The organism is Streptomyces sp. NBC_00057 (genome assembly GCF_045041165.1).
Classification (GTDB): domain Bacteria; phylum Actinomycetota; class Actinomycetes; order Streptomycetales; family Streptomycetaceae; genus Streptomyces.
Window position 1 is genome coordinate 3411133 of sequence record NZ_CP108256.1, and the last position, 18476, is coordinate 3429608.

Sequence of the window (18476 nt, forward strand, 5' to 3'; positions counted from 1 at the left end):
ATGCCCCTGCCCTACTTGCTCCTGGACATCGACGGCGTCCTCATCCCGTTCCCGGCCGCCGACGGCAGCACCCCGCCCACCCACGTCCGCCACACCGTCCTGCCCGCCGGCCGGCACCCCGACGACCCCGTGCCCATCTGGCTCGACCCGAGCCACGGCGGCATTCTCAGCGGCCTCTTGACCAGCGGGCTCGTCACCCCCGTGTGGTGCACGAGTTGGCGCAGGGACGCCACCACGATCATCGGCCCTCTCCTGGGGCTGCCCGACTTCCCATACCTCGACCTGCCTCGCCCCCAGATCACCACCAGCCACCCCGACGGCTACCTCTGGAAACGCGACCACGTCGACACCTGGCTCGGCAGAGCTCCCGCCGTCTGGATCGACGACGACTTCACCAGCCTTGACCACGCCTGGGCGGCGGAGCGCACCGCCGAGGGAGCGCCGACCCTCATCGTTCAGCCCGACCCACATCTCGGGCTGCAACCTGAGCACCTGACCGAACTCACGACATGGGCCTCGCAGTTACCCACAGCCCGCGCTGTCTGACGACTGATGCCCTCGCTGTCGCGAGCAGCGAGGGCATCAGAGTGTTGCTCGAGCGTGAGCCGTCTGCGGTCTGTGGCAGGGATCGGCACCCCTGATGTCGGAGTCGGCTGGAACACTGCGGCCGTGATCAACGAAACCCCGGACCTTCCCTATTCTCCCGCCAGCTCCCTGCCACCCGCAGCGCAGGCCGAGCTCGCCGGCACCGCCTGGGAGGAGCTGCCGCACTTCTGCACGGGCCGACACGGCGTGCCCGACACACCGGACATCCTCGGTGCGGTGCTCGCCACCGACCCGGCCCGCCGGGTGCGGGCGGTCGGAGATCTGTACCGGCTGCTCCTCAATCAGGCGCGGGTGTTTCCAGCAACCGCCCCGGCGGCCCTGGTCGTCGCTAGTCTTCTCGACGATCCGCGCACTCTCGCCGAAGACCGGTGGGAGCGCAGGGCAGGCCGCCGACCGCTCCGCGCCGAACTGCTGAATTGGCTGGCTTCATTCGCCGACATCGCCCGCCTGAACGTCGAGGACGGTATCGGGGCGGCGCAGGATCTGGCCGCCGCCCGTGCAGCACGGCCAATACTCCACGACCGCATCGCGGATTTCTGCGACGCCGATGATCCACTGGTGGGGGAGGCCGCGCTCGCGGCCACCGCCCTGCTCCTGGCCGACCCCGCCCTCGCCTCGTCCGTCCCCCGGTACGCACCCGCCGCTCGTGCGGTCCTTGCCGTGAGCGCAGACTCGCACTACCGGTGGATCGCTCGGGAGCGCCTGGCGGCCTGGGGCGAGAACGTCACCGGTCTCGTCGCCGCAGAGAAGGAACACCTCGCCGCCCTGGACCAGGCACATGCTCTGGCGGAGGACCCCTTCGGGGAGGGCCAGGAGCAGGCGATCCGCTGGCTTGAAGAGCAACCCGAGGACACTGCGGCTCCGGAACGACTCGGCCGCCGGCGTGAGGACCAGACCGCGCCCCCACAAGCGGCTGCTCCGCACGAGCCGGCACCGGAGCAGCCCGTGGCCACTTCGGGGAGCGAGACGGGGTACCGCGGCCCGTGGCGAATCACCAGGGAGGAGGAGCGCGCCGAGTGGACGTTCACTCCGTACGTAGGAGTCGGCCCCCTGCACTTCGGGATGACCTTGGAGGAGATCACCAGTGCCCTCGGCGAAGGACCGGCAGTCTCGTCCTACTCCCATCACGGCGAAGACCAACAGCTCGACTACACCGACTTCGCCGAGAGTGGGGTCAGAGCCCTCTTCTATGAAGGCCGCCTGGGGTGTGTCGCCGTGGACGCCCTCACCGGCCCCCAGGTGAGACTGGACGCGGCCCCGCTGACCGGCTGCGCGCCTTCCCACGTGGAGGACTGGCTCATCCACCGCACGACACTGCGGCCCGGCAGCCTGATGTACAGCCCCGCCGCCGATCCGGTCTTCGCCGACCTCGGCCTGGCGATCCGGCCCCAGCGAGCTGGCGACGTCGTCCTGTCCCGACCGCTCTTCCTGCTCCATGACTGGCTCGACCTGTGGCACTCGCTGCCCAGCGAAGAGTGGAACTACTCCTAAAAGGGCGTGGCGAGAGCATCTGCCCTGGCCGTCAGTGGTGCCGAGTACGTTCTTCGGGCTTCATGGCCATTGGCGTGGCTGAGAGGTGTGGCGCGGCGGGCATGGACGATGTGCCGGTGACGGTGCTTCGCCTGCGTGCTGCCTGAACGCGCTTGCCCGGCTGAGCCATGATGCGCCAGTTGAGGACCTCGGCGGGGTACTCCGCGCTGTCGAGTTCCCGCTGGGTGCCCACTTCGGCCAAGAGGCGTCGGAGGTTGTGGCCGGCGGTTTCGGCGTGGGCGAGGGTTGTGGTCAGGGCAGTCCAAGTGGGGTCGGCGAGTATCCGGTCGGCGTGGTCGGGGAGGGCCGCGCGAACGTCCTGCTCGAAGCGGTGGGCGGTTGCGGCTCGTGGTGCGCGGTGGGCCAAGTCCGCCAGGACGGGTGCGGCGGCCTGCTGGTAGCCGGCCTGGAGGTGGCGGAAGGCTTCGTCGGCTGCTGCGGCCTGCTGTTCGTGGCCGCGCTGTTCGTGCCACTTGGCGGCTGCGCGCGCCAGGTGCACGGTAGCGAAGAGCAGGGCGATGGCGAGTCCGCCGGGTTCGTTGGAGGCGTAGGCGAGTTCCTTGGCGGCTTGGCGCAGGGCGGTGGCCGCGTCGTGGTCGGCGCGAGTGGCGGATCGGCGGGCGCGGTTGAACGCCGAGGCCGCTGCGCGTAGCTCTGCTCGGTGCGGGCCGGGTGTGGCGCTGGCGATGTTGTAGAGGGCTTCTCCGAAGGCGGCGAGGTGGCCTTGGGCGGCGGCATCGTCGTCGGAATCGAGGGTGGTCCGTGCCTTGAACATGGCGGCGGTGGCGTGCTGCCACTGCTCGGCAGGGTCCGCCGCATACCGGGGGTGGTCGGCTACCTCCTGGTCGGGGAGGCGTTCGCGGAGGCGGTTGATCGAGAGATCGGGTGCGAGCTTCGAGCCGCCGTACCAGACCGGTTCGCCGGCACTGTTCGTGTCGCCGGGTGCGGCGAGGCTGTAGCCGATCACGTCACCGCTCTCGGGGCCGAGGCGCGTCTTGACCTTGATGCCGAGGGACTGCAGCACGGTGAAGTAGTCGGCCTCGGTGTGCACGGCGGCGGCGACCGCGTACGCCCGCTCGCGCAGCCACTGCCGTGCGGTCACCGTCTGGCCCTGGCGCTCGGCCTTGGCGCGTTCGGCGCCGGTGGGGGTTCGGGGGGCCGTGAGGTCACCGGACTTCAAACGGCGTAGGCCGAACTCGGTCTCGATCCTGCGGCACTCCGCCTGGGCCCGACGGCCGTCCTGGTGGGTGCGTGGGCGGCGTCCGTCGGCGCGGACGGTGGTGGCCATGATGTGGATGTGGTCGTCGGCGTGACGGACCGCGATCCATCGGCATGCCCTCTCGTCACCCTCGGGGGCGATGCCCGTTGCGTGCACGACGCGGCGGGCGACCTCGGCCCACTCGGCGTCGGTGAGGTAGCGGTCACCGGGCGCGGTGCGGACCGGGCAGTGCCAGACGTGCTGCGGTGGCTTCTTGCCGCCCAGCTCGCGGGTGCGGAGCTCGACGTGGTGGTCGAGTCGCCTGGCGAGCTGGGAGTAAGTGGCTGCCGAGTCGCGGCCGGGGTCCGGGGCGCCGGCCATGTCCCAGGCGGCGACGATGTGGGGATTGGTGTGCTCATCGCGGCGGCCGGGACCGAAGAGGTAGGCGATCAGCCCGCGGCTGTCGGAACCGGTGGAGATGTCAGGAACCATGAGCCGTGCCGTCCGCCAGGAGTTGGTCGATGAGATGGAAACTGTTCTGTGCTGCTTGCTCGACGCGGTCCAGAACCGCCTCGGCATGCTCGGGCACGGTTCCTCGATTGATGGCTGCGGTGATCTGGTTGAGGTTGCCGCCAATGCGGTTCAGCGCGACCGTGTGCGCCTCGACGGCCTCGATCAGCGGGCGCAGAGGATCATCCTCCGGACTGCCGACCATCCCCGCCTTGCCCTGCGCAGCAGCCAGGGCCGCGTCCCCGACAAACCCGGCGAACCTCTGACCGCGCTGGTGAGCGGCGGCGCTGATCACCTGGACCGCGGTGCGCGTGAAGCGGATGGTCTTCTCCTGGTCGCGCTTCTCCACGGTGCGCTTGCGGTTCATCTGCGCGGGCAGGACGGGGGCGTCGAGATCCCGCCAGGAGGGCTGCTCGACGAGCGATGGGACATCGGCCGGGGGATTGCGGGGACCTACGGAGTCGGCTGCGGGCTGGCAGGAGCCCTCAGCCACCCCCTCCTCCAGCTCGGGCGCCCCCTGGCGCTCGGCCTTGTCCTCCGCCACCCCTGGGGTGGGGGCAAGCGCGGACGAAGCCTCGTTAGAGGCTCGTTCGCTCCAGCTTGCTGCTGGTCGTCGGGTGAGCCTGAACAGCTTCCTGCGGCGGCGGGAGGTGGTGTCGTCAGCGTTCGATTCGGGCATGGTGGTGCTCCGTCAGTCGTGAGGGGTGGTGTCGTCGCATCCGTCGCATCCGTCGCGTGGCTGGTCAGCACAGGTACGGAGAGAGCCGCAGGTACGGAGTGATCCGTAACGCCGAGGAGATCCGTCCCCGCGCTGACCTGCGCGGGGACGGATGCGACGGATTGATGCGGACCTGGTGTCAGCGCGTGGGCCTGGGGCCTGCGGGCCCTCCCGGCGTGCCGGTGGGCAGCGTCCCGGACGGAGGGGCGAGCGGCCTGCCCTGGGTCGGACGTGCCGGGACCCCGGCGGTGGGTACCGATGGGGCGGGGGCAGGGCAGTATCGGGCCCAGGCGTCCACGAACTGGTTACGGGCGTACGCCTTGGCCTGCCTGCCTTTCTCGAAACGGTAGTTGGCCGGGCTGATACCGAAGTCGCGCAGCAAGTTCGCCAGGTGGTAGGCGTTGAGCCCCTTCGTGCCGTACTCCGCCCACGGGGCCTCGGCGTCCTGGATGAGCACGGCGAGCAGGTCCTGACTGCGCAAAGCCTCCCTGCCGCCCTCCTGATCGAAGACGCGGCGGATGTCACGCAGCAGCCGCGTCTTCAGCGTCGTCTGCTCGTCCTGGACCACCTCGTTGCGCGTCATCGCCAGACAGGCCGCACGTGCCCGCGCGGGCCAGTGCCCGCCGGCGAGATCGGCGACGATGACGAGCGGCTCCCATGTGTCGGCGGCGCGGTCCTCGACGGGCATCTTCGGCACCGCGCCCGCGACGATGCCGCGCTGCGGGACCAGCCAGTCGGCCAGCCGATCGCGAAGCGCGTGCAGTTCCGGCACGGAGTACCGAGATCGGAACGGGGTGATTCGCTCACCCGGCTTACGCTTCTGCATGCGGATGACGATCGCCCGGTCCATGATCGTGTCCGGCAGGTCACCGATGCCGGCCAGCGCCGCCATCGCGAAGGTAGGGAACGCGGTCGGCTTGTGCTCCGGCCCGGAGATCCGCCAGGCGGGCCGGTTGCGCTGGTGCCCGGCGTTCAGCAGGCCGCGCAGGTCCTCCTTGTCGCCCGCCTTGGGGCCGAAGATTGTGTCGGCCTCGTCCACCAGCAGCGTCGGCGGGTTCTTGCCGATGACGCGGAAAACGACCGCCGGGGAGGTGTTCACCGTCATCATCGGCTGGTGAACGGTCTCGTAGAGAACGTCCAGAAGACGGGACTTGCCGCACCCCTTGGTCGGCCCGACCACCGCCAGTCGCGGCGCGTGCTGGAGGCCGGGCTGGATATGGGAGGCCGCGACCCAGAGCGTGACGGCGGTCAGGGCCTCGTCGCTCGGCAGAACGACGTACCGCCCGATCGCCGTGCGGAGGTCGTCCAGCAGCGCGGTGCCTTCTCCTGCCGCCCCGCCGCCGTCCTGGGTTTCTGGTCCGCTTGGAGCAGGATCGACTGCGCTGTCCGACGCGGTCGCCGGGGCGCTGACCGGAGCAGGTCGCGAACCGGGTGTGCTCCGATTCTGAGCATCGGAGGTCGCGCCTCCCGTGTCGGGGCGTGGTCCCGTCCGCTGCTCGCGGTTCCGAGGCAGACCCTGGCCCGGGACCGCGATCGGTGGCCAGACAACACCGGATGCGTTCGAGGCTGCGGGGGACGTAGGGTCCTTCATAGACGTTCCTCTCGGGTGGAGGGCGAGACGGGCAAAGCCTCGCCTCTCACCGGTTCGTTCGTTCAGGGATGGGCGACGTGCAGGGGAATCTCCGGCCCTCGGCGTAGGCGCGCCGAGGGCCGTAGCTGTGTCCGGACGGGTCGGCGGCTCATGTGGCCAGGCCCCAGTCCTCTCCGCCGTCGATCAGCGCGCGCTCGTAGCGCAGCAGTTCGGCCTCGGGGTAGAGCACCCGCTTGCCGATCTTGATGCCGCGCGGTCCCTTCTCCAGATGGCGCCAGTAGCGGACGGTGCTCTCGGCGGTGCGGTAGCGCTCGGCGACCTCGGAGGTGGTCAGGTATCGCATGCGTTCCCATTCGGCTAGCTTTCGATTCGATCTGCATAATCAGTACCCCATGATCGGCGGTTAGCCAAACCGGGAAGCTCATGTTTCAATTTGGATAACGATGGTCGTGATGGAGGTTCGATGGCAGGCGAGAAGGCCGAGGGCAGCGAGGTGCCGCTGCTCTACAGCGAAGGCAACGTGGCGGGCCGCGTGGCCCTGGAGCGTGAGGTCAGAGGGTGGAGCACGACCGAGCTGGCCGAACGGGTGACCAGAGCCGGCGTGAAGATGAACCAGACAGCTGTGTGGCGCATCGAGAACGGCTCGCCCCGCCGGCGGATCAACCTCGATGAGGCGCTCGCCTTCTCCCGCGTCTTCGAACTCCCCCTCGAAGAGCTGATGTCACCGCCCTTGGAAGGGCTCGACATCGACAGCCGACGGCTCGTCCAGGAAGCCGTCGAAGCGTTCTACGAAACCCGCGACGCCCGCGACCGCCTGCATCGCGCCGTGGTCGCCGTCGCCGACCACATCAAGACCCACCCCGACAGCTCACGCGCGATCAACGAGCAGTGCCTCCGCCTCATGGGCGACGAGCGGGACGCTCGCACCCTCACCAGCGATATCGAGGACGGCGGCCACTACTGACAACCAGCACGAAGGAGAAGCCACTTGGCGAACATCCAGAAGCGACCCAACGGCAAATGGCGCGCCCGCTACCGCGATCTCGACGGCAAGGAACACGCCCGCCACTTCGACCGGAAGCTCGACGCCCAGCGCTGGCTCGACGAAGTCACGACCAGCGTGGTCACCGGTCAGTACGTCGACCCGCGCTCGGCGAAGAAGCCCTTCAAGGAGTACGCGGAGGAGTGGCGAGCCAGCCAGCCGCACCGGCCGTCGACGGCCAAGGCCGTAGCCCAGCACCTGCGTTGCTACGCCTACCCCGTATGGGAGAAGCGGGCACTCGGCGCGATCAAGCCCGGTGACGTGCAGAGCTGGATCACCAGCCTGACGACCACCCACAAGCTCGCCGCGAGCACCTCCCGCACCGTCTTCAACACGGTCAACGCCGTCTTCCGGGCAGCGGTCCGCGACCGCATGATTCCGCACAACCCCTGCACCGACGCGAAGCTGCCCTCAGTTCCGAGGAAAAAGGTCGTGCCCTTGGCCGTCGAGCAAGTGCGGACGCTGGCCGAGGAGATACCCGGCCGCTACAGGGGCCTGGTCCTGCTGGGCGCTTGCACAGGGCTCCGCCCCGGCGAGCTCTTCGGCCTCCAGCTCCAACACGTGGACCTGCTGCACGCCACCGTCTCGGTCGAGCAGCAGGTCCAGCAGACCGCCAAGCACGGCGTGTACGTCTGCCCGCCCAAGACCGCTCGATCACACCGCACGGTCCCACTCCCCCGCATAGCGGTGGAGGCGATGAAGGCCCACCTGCGGGACTTCCCCGCCGATGGGCCCGAGAGCTGGATCTTCAAGGCGCCGCAAGGCGGGCCGGTGGTCTACACGCACTTCATGGACGGGTCCTGGCGGCCCGCCTGCGCGAAGGCCGGCATACCGAAGGGCACCGGACCCCACGCCCTCCGGCACCACTACGCCAGCCTGCTGATCAAGCACGGCGAGTCCGTGAAGACGGTCTCCGAGCGCCTCGGCCACACCAACGCGGCCATGACGCTGAACATCTACACCCACCTGTGGCCCGACTCCGAGGAGCGGACCCGGGCCGCCGTCGACAAGGCGTACGCGGACCGGTCCGCCGATGCCCAGCCACAGGTCGACGAAGCGGCGTAACCGCTCCCCCGCGTGCCGGACCCGTCCAGCACGCTGCGGACTCCGCGCGGACCGCAAAGGCCGCCCGACCCACTCCGCCGCAGGTCAGACGGCCTTTCACCGAACGTATTAGACGTTGAAGCGGAACTCCACCACGTCCCCGTCCTGCATCACATAGTCCTTGCCCTCCATGCGGGCCTTGCCCTTGGCGCGGGCCTCGGCGACCGAACCCATTTCGACCAGGTCCTCGAAGGAGACGATCTCCGCCTTGATGAAGCCCTTCTGGAAGTCGGTGTGGATCACACCGGCCGCCTCGGGGGCCGTGGCGCCCTTCTTGATCGTCCAGGCTCGGGCTTCCTTCGGGCCTGCCGTGAGGTAGGTCTGCAGGCCCAGGGTGTCGAAGCCGACGCGGCCGAGGGTGGCGAGGCCGGGCTCTTCCTGGCCCATCGACTGGAGGAGTTCGAGGGCCTCGTCGTCGTCGAGCTCGATCAGCTCGGACTCGATCTTGGCGTTGAGGAAGATCGCCTCGGCGGGAGCGACCAGGGCGCGCTGCTCGTTCTTGAAGTCCTCGTCGACCAGCTCGTCCTCGTCGACGTTGAAGACGTAGAGGAAAGGCTTGGTGGTGAGGAGGTGCAGCTCGTGGAGGAGCCTGCCCTTCTCCGTGCCCGCGGTGATGCCCGCGGCGAAGAGGGTCTCGCCGGACTCCAGGATCTTCTGGGCCTCCTCGACCGCGGCGAGGACCGCGACCTTCTCCTTCTGGAGGCGGGACTCCTTTGTGAGGCGCGGGACGGCCTTCTCGACGGACTGGAGGTCGGCGAGGATCAGCTCGGTGTTGATCGTCTCGATGTCGTCCTTGGGCGAGACCTTGCCGTCGACGTGGACGACGTTCTCGTCCTTGAAGGCGCGGATGACCTGGCAGATCGCGTCGGACTCGCGGATGTTCGCGAGGAACTTGTTGCCCAGGCCCTCACCCTCCGAAGCGCCTCGGACGATGCCGGCGATGTCGACGAAGTCGACCGTCGCGGGGAGCAGCTTCTGGGAGCCGAAGATCTCCGCCAGCTTGTTCAGGCGCGAGTCGGGGACGCCGACGACGCCCACATTCGGCTCGATCGTGGCGAACGGGTAGTTGGCCGCCAGCACGTCGTTCTTGGTCAGGGCGTTGAACAGGGTCGACTTGCCGACATTCGGCAGGCCGACGATTCCGATCGTGAGCGACACGTTGGCGACTTCCTGAGGAGTGAGGAGGAGGGATGAGGAGGGGGTGGGACGGGCGGACGATGCCTCTGGCCCGGGTGGGCCGATTCTCCAGTTTACGGGCGGGGGCGACCGGGCAACCACGGGTCCGGTCGGGCGTCGATTCGGTTCCCGTTCGGCCGTGTGGCATCGAACTCACCCCCTAGGTCGCCCAAAGCGCGTGTCCCGCACCTGTTTCCTCCCGCCCGTCGACCTACGTTGTCCCGGTGGAGCAGCACAGGACACGTCCCCCGCAGCGCAGGCAGTCTCGGCAGGCCCCGCTGTCCCCGCAGGGCACCATCGACGAAGCCGCCGCCGTCTATCGGGTGATGGACGCGAAGCCGGAGGGCCGGTCCCGGCCGGTGCCGCCTGCCGTTCTCGCGCTGCGCAGGCTGCCGAATCCCCGGCTGACCGGCATCGGTGCGGGGCTCTTCGCCGCCGCCTCCATGTTCCTGCTGGCGTGCCTCGACCGGCTGGTCCTCGACGGTTCATCGACGGTGTTCGGGGTGCTGTTCCTGCCGGTCAGCGCGCTGACCGCGCTGTGGGTACGGCCCGCGGACCTGGTGACCGCGCCGATCATCGTGCCGATCGCATTCGCCGTCGGCGTCATCCCGATCTCCGGCGGCACGGGCGGCTTCGGCGGCCAGACCATGGCGCTCGTCACCGCGCTCGCCGTACATGCCGGGTGGCTGTACGGCGGAACGCTCATCGCCGGGCTCATCGCGACCGTACGGAAGGTACGGCTGATGCGGCAGCGGCAACGTCAGCGTCGGATGCTGCTCGCCGCGCAGACAGCGCGGCCCGCCCAGCCGCCCCGTCGCCCCCAGCACTGACCAAGGGCCGGGGGCCGAGGAACGGCGGCCGCGTCGCCCCCGGCGCTGACCCGGGGCCGCAGGGCAGGGCGGGGCAGCCGGGTGAGCCCTACGCCGTGTTCGCCGCCGCCATCGCCGCTCCCACGATGCCCGCGTTGTTCTGCAGCTCCGCCGGCACCATCTCGGCCCGTACATGCTCGATCAGCGGCAGGAACTTGTCGGCCTTGCGGCTGACTCCGCCGCCGATGATGAAGAGCTCGGGCGAGAACAGCATCTCCACATGGGTCAGGTACCTCTGCACCCGGTGCGCCCAGTGGTGCCAGCTCAGCGCCTCGTCCTCCTTGGCCTTGGTGGAGGCGTGCTTCTCCGCGTCGTGGCCGTTCAGCTCCAGGTGGCCCAGTTCTGTGTTGGGGACGAGCTTGCCGTCGATGAAGAGGGCGCTGCCGATTCCCGTACCGAGCGTCAGCACGATCACCGTCCCCTTGCGACCGCGCCCCGCGCCGAACGCCATCTCCGCGATGCCGGCCGCATCGGCATCGTTCAGGACGGTGACGGGAAGGCCGAGTCTGTCGCCGAGCAGTCCGCGGGCGTCCATGTCGATCCAGCCCTTGTCGACATTGGCCGCGGTGCGTGTGCAGCCGCTCGTGACAACGCCCGGGAAGGTGATGCCCACCGGGCCCGACCAGTCGAAATGACCGACCACATCGGCCACACAATCGGCCACGTCCTTGGGCGTGGCCGGGTGCGGTGTCAGTACTTTGTGGCGTTCCTGCGCCAGGTCTCCGCGGTCCAGGTCCACGGGAGCGCCCTTGATCCCGGATCCGCCGATGTCCACGCCGAAGATCTGCATGCAATCCACGGTACGGGCAGGTGGCCCGGCTCACTTCCCGGAACGGGAAGCCGTCGACGCGATGCCGTCACTTCTCCATGAGGGCCGCGGCCTCGGCGCGCAGGTCGCGGCGGAGTTCCTTGGGCAGCGAGAACGTGATGGACTCCTCGGCCGCCTTCACGATCTCCACGTCCTCGAAACCGCGCTCCGAGAGCCATGCCAGGACGCCGTCGACCAGGACCTCGGGAACGGACGCGCCCGAGGTGACGCCGACCGTGGAGACACCCTCCAGCCAGGCCTCGTCGATTTCGTCGGCGAAGTCGACCAGATGGGCGTCGTTCGCACCGGCGCCGAGGGCGACCTCGACCAGGCGGACCGAGTTCGAGGAGTTCTTGGAGCCGACGACGATCACGAGGTCGGCGTCCGCGCCCATCTGCTTCACGGCGATCTGGCGGTTCTGCGTGGCGTAGCAGATGTCGTCGCTCGGCGGCGAGATCAGGAGCGGGAACCTCTCCTTGAGCGCGCCGACCGTCTCCATCGTCTCGTCGACGGAGAGCGTGGTCTGGGAGAGCCAGACGACCTTCGACGGGTCGCGCACCTCGACCCCCGCGACGTCCTCGGGGCCGTCGACCAGCGTGATGTGCTCGGGGGCCTCGCCGGAGGTGCCGATGACCTCCTCGTGGCCCTCGTGGCCGATCAGGAGGATGTCGAAGTCGTCCTGTGCGAAGCGGACGGCTTCCTTGTGGACCTTGGTGACCAGGGGGCAGGTCGCGTCGATCGTGGCGAGCTTCCGCTCGGCCGCCGCCTCGTGCACGGTCGGCGCGACGCCGTGCGCGGAGAACATCACGATCGAGCCCTCGGGGACCTCCGCCGTCTCCTCGACGAAGATCGCGCCCTTCTTCTCCAGGGTCTGTACGACGTACTTGTTGTGGACGATCTCGTGGCGCACGTACACCGGGGAGCCGTACTGCTCCAGGGCTTTCTCCACGGCGATCACGGCACGGTCCACGCCCGCGCAGTAGCCACGGGGAGCGGCGAGCAGGACGCGGCGGGGTGTCGTAGCAGTCATGCGTCCCATCGTAAGGCCGAGCCGAACGCGCGGAAGATCGGCGGGGTCGCGAGACTGATGCGTACGCGATCGACGGAGGGCTCATGTCGGGGACGGGCGGCGGCAGCGGCGGCGGGGTCACGGAGGCGAAGGGGGCGCACCAGGAGGAAGGCGGGCTGCGGCGGACACTCGGCTTCCGGGATCTGGTGGTCTACGGGCTCCTCTTCATCGCTCCGATGGCGCCCGTCGGCGTATTCGGCACACTCGATGCGAAGTCGGACGGTGCGGTCGCGCTGGTCTATATCGCGGCGACCGTCGTGATGGCGTTCACGGCCTTCAGCTACGCCCAGATGGTGCGGGTCGCCCCGCTGGCGGGCTCGGTCTTCGCGTACGCCCGCAAGGGGCTCGGGGAAGGGCCGGGGTTCATCGCCGGGTGGATGGCGATGCTCGACTACCTGCTGATCCCCGCGGTCGCCTATCTCTTCTCCGGGATCGCGCTGAACTCGCTCGTGCCGTCGGTGTCGCGGTGGGTGTGGACGGCGCTCGCGGTCGTCGTCACCACGCTGCTCAATCTCTGGGGTGTACGGGCTCCCGCCCGGGTCGGCTTCGCGGTGCTCGCGATGGAGATCGTGGTGCTGTTGGTGTTCCTGGTGTCGGCGGTGGTGGTTCTTGTACGGGACGGGGCGCAGCGCGGCTGGCTGACCCCGCTCACCGGCGATTCCGGTTTCTCCGCATCGGCGGTGCTGGGGGCGGTATCGGTGGCCGTGCTGTCGTATCTGGGCTTCGACGCGATCGCCTCGTTCGCGGAGGAGGTGACGGGGGGCTCGTCGAAGGTGGCGCGGGCGGTGCTGTTCTGTCTGGTGCTCGCGGGTGTGCTGTTCGTGGCGCAGGGGTATCTGGCAGCGCTGCTGGAGCCGATGACGTCGGCGCAGCTGGCCGCCGATCCGGCCGCGCAGGGGTCGGCGTTCTACGACACGGTGGACTTCGCGGTCGGGACCTGGTTGCACGATCTGGTGGCGGTCAGCAAGGCGATCGGGGCGGCCTTCGCGGCACTGGCCGGGCAGGCGGCCGCGGGGCGGCTGCTGTTCGCGATGGCCAGGGAGCGGCGGCTGCCCTTGCTGCTGTCCAAGGTCGACCCGCGGTCCGGGGTGCCTCGGGTCGCGATCCTGCTCGCCGCGACGGTGACGCTGGTGGCGGCGGTGTGGGCGGCCCGGCGCGCCGATGGTCTCGACCGTCTGGTGTCGGTCGTCGACATCGGTGCGCTGACGGCGTTCGTGCTGCTGCACGCGTCGGTGGTCGGCTGGTTCGCCGTACGCCGGATGGCGGGGCCGCCCAGCTGGTGGCGGCATGTGCTGGTGCCGGTGGTGGGTGCGGGGGTGCTGATCGCGGTGATCGTGGAGGCGACCGCGAGCGCTCAGGTGGTGGGGGTGTGCTGGCTGGGGGTGGGGCTGGTGGTCCTGGCGCTGCAGTGGGGGCGGCGCGCAGCCTGAGTCGGGGGCGAGTCGGAGTGGCTGTTGTCGTGGGCGGCTGATTGTCGGTGGAGGCGGATACGCTCGCTCGCATGGCTCTCCAAACGTCCGCGGAAGCTCCGCTGCCCGTCGGTGATGTGTCGCGGCTCATCGGGGGGTGGATCGACCGGCTCGGCGCCGTCTGGGTCGAGGGGCAGATCACCCAGCTGTCGCGGCGGCCGGGCGCCGGCGTGGTGTTTCTGACGCTGCGCGACCCGTCGCAGGACATCTCGGTGAGCGTGACGTGCTTCCGCCAGGTCTTCGACCGGATCGCGGATGTCGTGACGGAGGGAGCGCGGGTCGTCGTGCTCGCCAAGCCCGAGTGGTACGCGCCGCGCGGCCAGCTGTCCCTGCGGGCCACGGAGATACGGCCGGTCGGCATCGGTGAGCTGCTGGTCCGCCTTGAGCGGCTGAAGAAGTCGCTGGCCTCGGAGGGGCTCTTCGCACTCGACCGGAAGAAGCCGCTGCCGTTCCTGCCGCAGCTGATCGGACTGGTCTGCGGTCGCGCCTCGGCGGCCGAGCGCGACGTCCTGGAGAACGCGCGGCGGCGGTGGCCCGCAGTCCGGTTCGAGGTGCGCAACACGGCGGTGCAGGGGGTGCACGCGGTGAATCAGGTCGTCCAGGCCGTGAAGGAGCTGGACGACCTACCGGACGTCGACGTGATCGTGGTGGCGCGGGGTGGCGGCAGCGTGGAGGATCTGCTGCCGTTCTCGGACGAGAAGCTGATCCGTACGGTCGCCGCGTGCCGTACGCCGGTGGTGTCGGCGATCGGTCATGAGCCGGACTCCCCGCTGCTCGACCTGGTCGCGGATCTGCGCGCCTCCACTCCGACGGATGCGGCGAAGAAGGTCGTGCCCGATGTGGGCGAGGAGCTGGACCGGGTGCAGCAGCTGCGGGACCGTGCGCTGCGGACGGTACGGGGGCTGCTGGACCGGGAGGAGCGGGGGCTGGCGCATGCGCTGGGCCGGCCCGCGATGGAGCATCCCCAGCGGATGGTGGACGAGCGGGCGTCGGAGATCGATGCGCTGATCGGGCGGGGCCGGCGGGTGCTGGGGCATCTGCTGGACCGGGCGGACTCGGAGCTCGCCCATACCCGGGCGCGGGTGGTCGCGTTGTCGCCCGCGGCGACGCTGGAGCGCGGGTATGCGGTGCTGCAGCGGGCTGACGGCCATGTGGTGCGGGCTCCCGCGGACGCGGGGGCGCCGGGCGATGTGCTTCGGGCCCGGGTTTCGGGGGGCGAGTTCGCGGTGCGGGTGAGTGAGTGAGCGAGCGGGGGTTCGGTGCGGGGGCGAACAAGGCGGACGGGCGCCGAGGCGGCTCGAAAGCGATGACGGGCGAGGCGGGAGGCTCCTGATGGGCCGGAAAGTAGGGTGGGGCGTATGACGGACGACGGGACTACGACAGCTGGTGCCGCGGGCACGCTCGGATACGAGCAGGCCCGTGACGAGCTGATCGAGGTGGTGCGCCGCCTGGAGGCGGGCGGTACGACGCTGGAGGAGTCCCTCGCGCTGTGGGAGCGGGGCGAGGAGCTGGCGAAGGTGTGCCGACACTGGCTGGAAGGCGCGCGCGCACGGCTGGACGCGGCCCTGGCGGGGCCGGCCGATCCCCAGGAGAGCGGCGGCGGCACGACAGCCGACAACGGCTGAGGCCTCCCCGGCTTCCCCGGCGTCCCGGCTTTTCGGACGAGGCCGACCACGGCGAGGCGGGCGTGAGGCAGGCGACGCCCGCGATCGGAGCCCCTGCCGACGCGTGGCACAAGAGGCCCGCGCTGTGGAACAGATCACTCCGTTCCGGTTTTAGTTGAAAGTTAACCAACCTCTCCCGTACCGTGGCGGCGTTGCTTGATCCCCGTGTACGCCCGGAAGGTAAAACGCAAGATGTCCCTCGCTCTTGACCCCGCCGCCCAGGACCTCCTCTTCCGTGAGGCCCGCACCGCCAACACCTTCACCGACGAGCCGGTGACCGAGGAGCAGGTCCAGGCGATCTACGACCTGGTCAAGTACGGCCCCACCGCGTTCAACCAGTCGCCGCTGCGCGTCGTCCTGGTCCGCTCCGACGACGCCCGTGCGCGCCTCGTCAAGCACATGGCCGAGGGCAACCAGCCGAAGACCTCGACCGCCCCGCTGGTCGCCATCCTGGTCGCCGACAACGAGTTCCACGAGGAGCTCCCGGCCCTGATGCCGCACTTCCCGCAGGCCAAGGACGCGTTCTTCTCCGAGCGCCCGGTCCGCGAGTCGTCCGCCGCGCTCAACGGTGCGCTGCAGGCCGCGTACTTCATCATCGGCGTCCGCGCCGCCGGCCTCGCCGCGGGCCCGATGACCGGCTACGACGCCGCGGGCATCGAGAAGGAGTTCCTGGACGGCGACCACAAGTTGCTGATGGTCGTCAACATCGGCAAGCCGGGCGAGGACGCCTGGTTCCCGCGTCTGCCGCGCCTCGCCTACGACGAGGTCGTCACGTCCGTCTGACCCTCGCCACATGTCCCTCGCCACATGTACGGAGGAGGCCCTGGAGCACTTGATGCTCCAGGGCCTCCTCCGTACGTCCGGCGCGAGGCAAATGCCCCGCACGGGACGTCAGGCCGTCTTGAGTGCGGCGGCCATCTCCGCCAGCCGCTCCGGCGAGGCGGAACCCGTGACCACCGTGGTCGCACCCTTGTCCTGGCGCACGAGGGCGTCGTACTTCTCGCCCTTCCACTGCTGCCAGGTCTCGCCCGCGACCTGCCGCGTACGCCCGGTGTTCTGGGCGTCCTGGCTGACCTCGGTCACATACTTCTTCGCCGGGGACGTGGACTGCTCCACCGCGACGTACTTGCCCTCCGGATCCAGGAAGCCCAGGTGCCAGCTGTTGCCCGCCTTGCGGTCGTAACTGACCGAGGTCGGCTTCCATTCCTTGGCCAGTCCGTCCGGGGCGGCCACCGGGTACGGTGCCGCACGCCGCGCCGTCTGGAGCTCCACCCGGTAGTCGACCGCCTTGACCGGGTTGGCGTTCCCGTCGTGCGGGATGAAGATGTAAACGAGCCCTGCCACAGCAGAGATCACCGCCATCGACAGGAACATGTCCCGCACTGTCTGCTTGCCTCGCTTGCTAGCCACAGGTCCATGGTCGCATTAGGCCTGATGGGCCCGGCCCGGGGGCGGCCCGCTCATACGTGACCCGGTCTGCTCATTCTGTCGACCTGGCGATAGAGTCAGAGCACCCTCTTCCGGTCGTCGCCGTACAGAAAGGTGCGCTCCGATGTCCGAGCATCATCTGCCGTCTCAGCTAGAGGTCTCCCCGGAGGCCCCCGACCGCAACCTCGCCCTGGAGTTGGTCCGGGTCACCGAGGCAGCCGCCATGGCAGCAGGGCGCTGGGTCGGCCGCGGCGACAAGATCGGCGCCGACGGCGCCGCCGTGAAGGCCATGCGGACCCTCGTCTCCACCGTCTCGATGAACGGCGTCGTCGTCATCGGCGAGGGTGAGAAGGACGAGGCCCCCATGCTGTTCAATGGCGAGCGCGTCGGTGACGGCACCGGTCCCGAGGTCGACATCGCCGTTGACCCGATCGACGGTACGACCCTGAACGCCAAGGGCATGCCGAACGCGATCGCCGTACTGGCCGCCGCCGACCGCGGCGCCATGTTCGACCCGTCCGCGGTCTTCTACATGGACAAGCTGGTCACCGGCCCCGAGGCCGCCGACTTCGTCGACATCAACGCGCCCGTCGCGGTGAACATCCGCCGAGTCGCGAAGGCGAAGAACTCCGCCCCCGAGGACGTCACCGTCGTCATCCTCGACCGCCCCCGCCACGACGGCATCGTCAAGGAGATCCGGGAGACCGGCGCCCGGATCAAGTTCATCTCCGACGGCGATGTCGCGGGCTCGATCATGGCCGCCCGCGAGGGGACCGGCGTCGACCTGCTCATGGGCATCGGCGGCACCCCCGAGGGCATCATCTCGGCCTGCGCCATAAAGTGCCTCGGCGGTGTCATCCAGGGCAAGCTCTGGCCGAAGGACGAGGCCGAGCGGCAGCGCGCGCTGGATGCCGGGCACGACCTGGACCGGGTCCTGTCCACCGACGACCTGGTCAGCGGCGACAACGTGTTCTTCGTCGCGACCGGCATCACGGACGGTGAGCTGATGCGCGGTGTGCGGTACCGCGCGGAAACGGCGACCACCGAGTCGATCGTCATGCGGTCCAAGTCCGGCACCATCCGGAAGATCGACTCGACCCACCGGCTGTCGAAGCTGCGTGCCTACAGCGCGATCGACTTCGACCGCGCGCAGTAGGTCCTGTCCCCGAGGTTCGGGGAGCAGAGCGCGAAGAGGCGCCCCCGTGTGCGGTGGGGGCGCCTCTTCGCGATACGGACGCGGGGCACCGGTTCACGCCCCCGCACCCCGTCGGCCGGTCAGCCCGCCGCGGCTATGCGGCCCGTCGCGGCGGAGGATGCGGACGATGCCTTGAGTTCCATCTCGCGCCGTCTGCGACGGGCGAGCACCACACGGCGTTCGGCGGCGGTGAGGCCGCCCCACACCCCGTACGGCTCCGGCTGTATGAGGGCGTGTTCCTGGCATTCGACCATCACCGGGCAGCGCGCGCAGACCCGCTTCGCGGACTCCTCGCGCGCGAGTCTGGCAGCAGTCGGCTCCTTCGACGGGGCGAAGAACAACCCGGCTTCGTCCCGGCGGCACACCGCCTCCGAGTGCCAGGGGCCGGCCTGGTCCTCCCGCGCGCTGGTGCGCTGGGGAGGGACGGCGGCGACCTGCAGGGGCTGATGCGGCAGTTGCAGCACGGTCTACTCCTGACGACGGCTTCGCGAGCGAGAGA

At 69.7% G+C, this 18476-nt stretch carries 19 protein-coding genes; 10 read left to right on the forward strand and 9 right to left on the reverse strand.

What is annotated here, in order from left to right; translation table 11 throughout:
• Window positions 1–546, forward strand: coding sequence for an HAD domain-containing protein (locus OG953_RS15695; RefSeq protein WP_405691851.1), 546 nt, complete (start codon window positions 1–3; stop codon window positions 544–546).
• Window positions 547–669: 123 nt separating this feature from the next.
• The gene (locus tag OG953_RS15700) at window positions 670–2097 is read left to right on the forward strand and encodes a hypothetical protein (RefSeq protein ID WP_405684861.1); all 1428 of its coding nucleotides are present in this window, start codon (window positions 670–672) and stop codon (window positions 2095–2097) included.
• Window positions 2098–2128: 31 nt separating this feature from the next.
• Here the strand turns inward: OG953_RS15700 and OG953_RS15705 are convergent, their stop codons facing one another.
• The 4 genes from OG953_RS15705 to OG953_RS15720 form a co-directional block, all read right to left on the reverse strand.
• Complete coding sequence (locus OG953_RS15705) at window positions 2129–3826, reverse strand: relaxase/mobilization nuclease domain-containing protein (protein WP_405684862.1); 1698 nt, start codon at window positions 3824–3826, stop codon at window positions 2129–2131.
• Window positions 3816–4388, reverse strand: a complete 573-nt coding sequence (locus OG953_RS15710; RefSeq protein ID WP_405691853.1) for a hypothetical protein — start codon at window positions 4386–4388, stop codon at window positions 3816–3818. Before OG953_RS15710 ends, OG953_RS15705 begins: the two co-directional genes overlap by 11 nt.
• Before the next feature lie 313 nt (window positions 4389–4701).
• Entirely contained in the window at window positions 4702–6153 is a 1452-nt protein-coding gene (locus tag OG953_RS15715; RefSeq protein ID WP_405684864.1) for a DUF3631 domain-containing protein, read from the reverse strand.
• Between the two features lie 148 nt (window positions 6154–6301).
• On the reverse strand, window positions 6302–6496 hold the full coding sequence (locus tag OG953_RS15720; RefSeq protein WP_405684866.1) for a helix-turn-helix transcriptional regulator: 195 nt from the start codon (window positions 6494–6496) through the stop codon (window positions 6302–6304).
• 120 nt (window positions 6497–6616) lie between these two features.
• Here OG953_RS15720 and OG953_RS15725 point away from each other — a divergent pair, with 120 nt between their 5' ends.
• Both OG953_RS15725 and OG953_RS15730 read left to right on the forward strand, forming a co-directional pair.
• Window positions 6617–7117, forward strand: a complete 501-nt coding sequence (locus OG953_RS15725; RefSeq protein ID WP_405684868.1) for a helix-turn-helix transcriptional regulator — start codon at window positions 6617–6619, stop codon at window positions 7115–7117.
• Between the two features lie 24 nt (window positions 7118–7141).
• Entirely contained in the window at window positions 7142–8260 is a 1119-nt protein-coding gene (locus OG953_RS15730; protein ID WP_266800513.1) for a site-specific integrase, read from the forward strand.
• A gap of 108 nt (window positions 8261–8368) precedes the next feature.
• On the opposite strand, the gene ychF is transcribed toward OG953_RS15730, so the two are convergent.
• Window positions 8369–9457: a redox-regulated ATPase YchF gene (ychF, locus tag OG953_RS15735; RefSeq protein ID WP_405684871.1), complete on the reverse strand. Its 1089-nt coding sequence runs from the start codon at window positions 9455–9457 to the stop codon at window positions 8369–8371.
• 242 nt (window positions 9458–9699) lie between these two features.
• Between ychF and OG953_RS15740 the strand changes: the two genes are divergently transcribed.
• On the forward strand, window positions 9700–10305 hold the full coding sequence (locus tag OG953_RS15740) for a DUF6542 domain-containing protein (RefSeq protein ID WP_398632427.1): 606 nt from the start codon (window positions 9700–9702) through the stop codon (window positions 10303–10305).
• A gap of 88 nt (window positions 10306–10393) precedes the next feature.
• On the opposite strand, the gene ppgK is transcribed toward OG953_RS15740, so the two are convergent.
• Together ppgK and OG953_RS15750 are read right to left on the reverse strand one after the other, a co-directional pair.
• A complete protein-coding gene (gene ppgK / locus OG953_RS15745; RefSeq protein ID WP_405684872.1) occupies window positions 10394–11134 on the reverse strand; it encodes a polyphosphate--glucose phosphotransferase in 741 nt (246 codons plus the stop codon).
• A gap of 67 nt (window positions 11135–11201) precedes the next feature.
• Window positions 11202–12191 carry a 4-hydroxy-3-methylbut-2-enyl diphosphate reductase gene (locus tag OG953_RS15750; RefSeq protein ID WP_405684874.1) on the reverse strand — a complete coding sequence of 330 codons (990 nt, stop codon included), beginning with the start codon at window positions 12189–12191 and terminating at the stop codon, window positions 11202–11204.
• 74 nt (window positions 12192–12265) lie between these two features.
• Here OG953_RS15750 and OG953_RS15755 point away from each other — a divergent pair, with 74 nt between their 5' ends.
• The 4 genes from OG953_RS15755 (at window position 12266) to OG953_RS15770 (ending at window position 16137) form a co-directional block, all read left to right on the forward strand.
• Window positions 12266–13651 carry an APC family permease gene (locus OG953_RS15755; protein ID WP_405684876.1) on the forward strand — a complete coding sequence of 462 codons (1386 nt, stop codon included), beginning with the start codon at window positions 12266–12268 and terminating at the stop codon, window positions 13649–13651.
• Window positions 13652–13722: 71 nt separating this feature from the next.
• A complete protein-coding gene (gene xseA / locus OG953_RS15760) occupies window positions 13723–14934 on the forward strand; it encodes an exodeoxyribonuclease VII large subunit (protein WP_405684878.1) in 1212 nt (403 codons plus the stop codon).
• 114 nt (window positions 14935–15048) lie between these two features.
• Complete coding sequence (locus OG953_RS15765) at window positions 15049–15315, forward strand: exodeoxyribonuclease VII small subunit (protein WP_383039982.1); 267 nt, start codon at window positions 15049–15051, stop codon at window positions 15313–15315.
• 231 nt (window positions 15316–15546) lie between these two features.
• Window positions 15547–16137 (forward strand): malonic semialdehyde reductase, encoded by a 591-nt coding sequence (locus tag OG953_RS15770; protein ID WP_405684880.1) that lies wholly within the window; start codon window positions 15547–15549, stop codon window positions 16135–16137.
• A 108-nt stretch (window positions 16138–16245) separates the two neighbouring features.
• On the opposite strand, the gene OG953_RS15775 is transcribed toward OG953_RS15770, so the two are convergent.
• On the reverse strand, window positions 16246–16764 hold the full coding sequence (locus tag OG953_RS15775) for a DUF4245 domain-containing protein (protein ID WP_405684882.1): 519 nt from the start codon (window positions 16762–16764) through the stop codon (window positions 16246–16248).
• 142 nt (window positions 16765–16906) lie between these two features.
• Here OG953_RS15775 and glpX point away from each other — a divergent pair, with 142 nt between their 5' ends.
• The gene (glpX, locus tag OG953_RS15780; RefSeq protein ID WP_405684884.1) at window positions 16907–17938 is read left to right on the forward strand and encodes a class II fructose-bisphosphatase; all 1032 of its coding nucleotides are present in this window, start codon (window positions 16907–16909) and stop codon (window positions 17936–17938) included.
• 119 nt (window positions 17939–18057) lie between these two features.
• On the opposite strand, the gene OG953_RS15785 is transcribed toward glpX, so the two are convergent.
• Window positions 18058–18441 (reverse strand): WhiB family transcriptional regulator, encoded by a 384-nt coding sequence (locus OG953_RS15785; protein WP_405684886.1) that lies wholly within the window; start codon window positions 18439–18441, stop codon window positions 18058–18060.
• Window positions 18442–18476 lie beyond the last annotated feature (35 nt).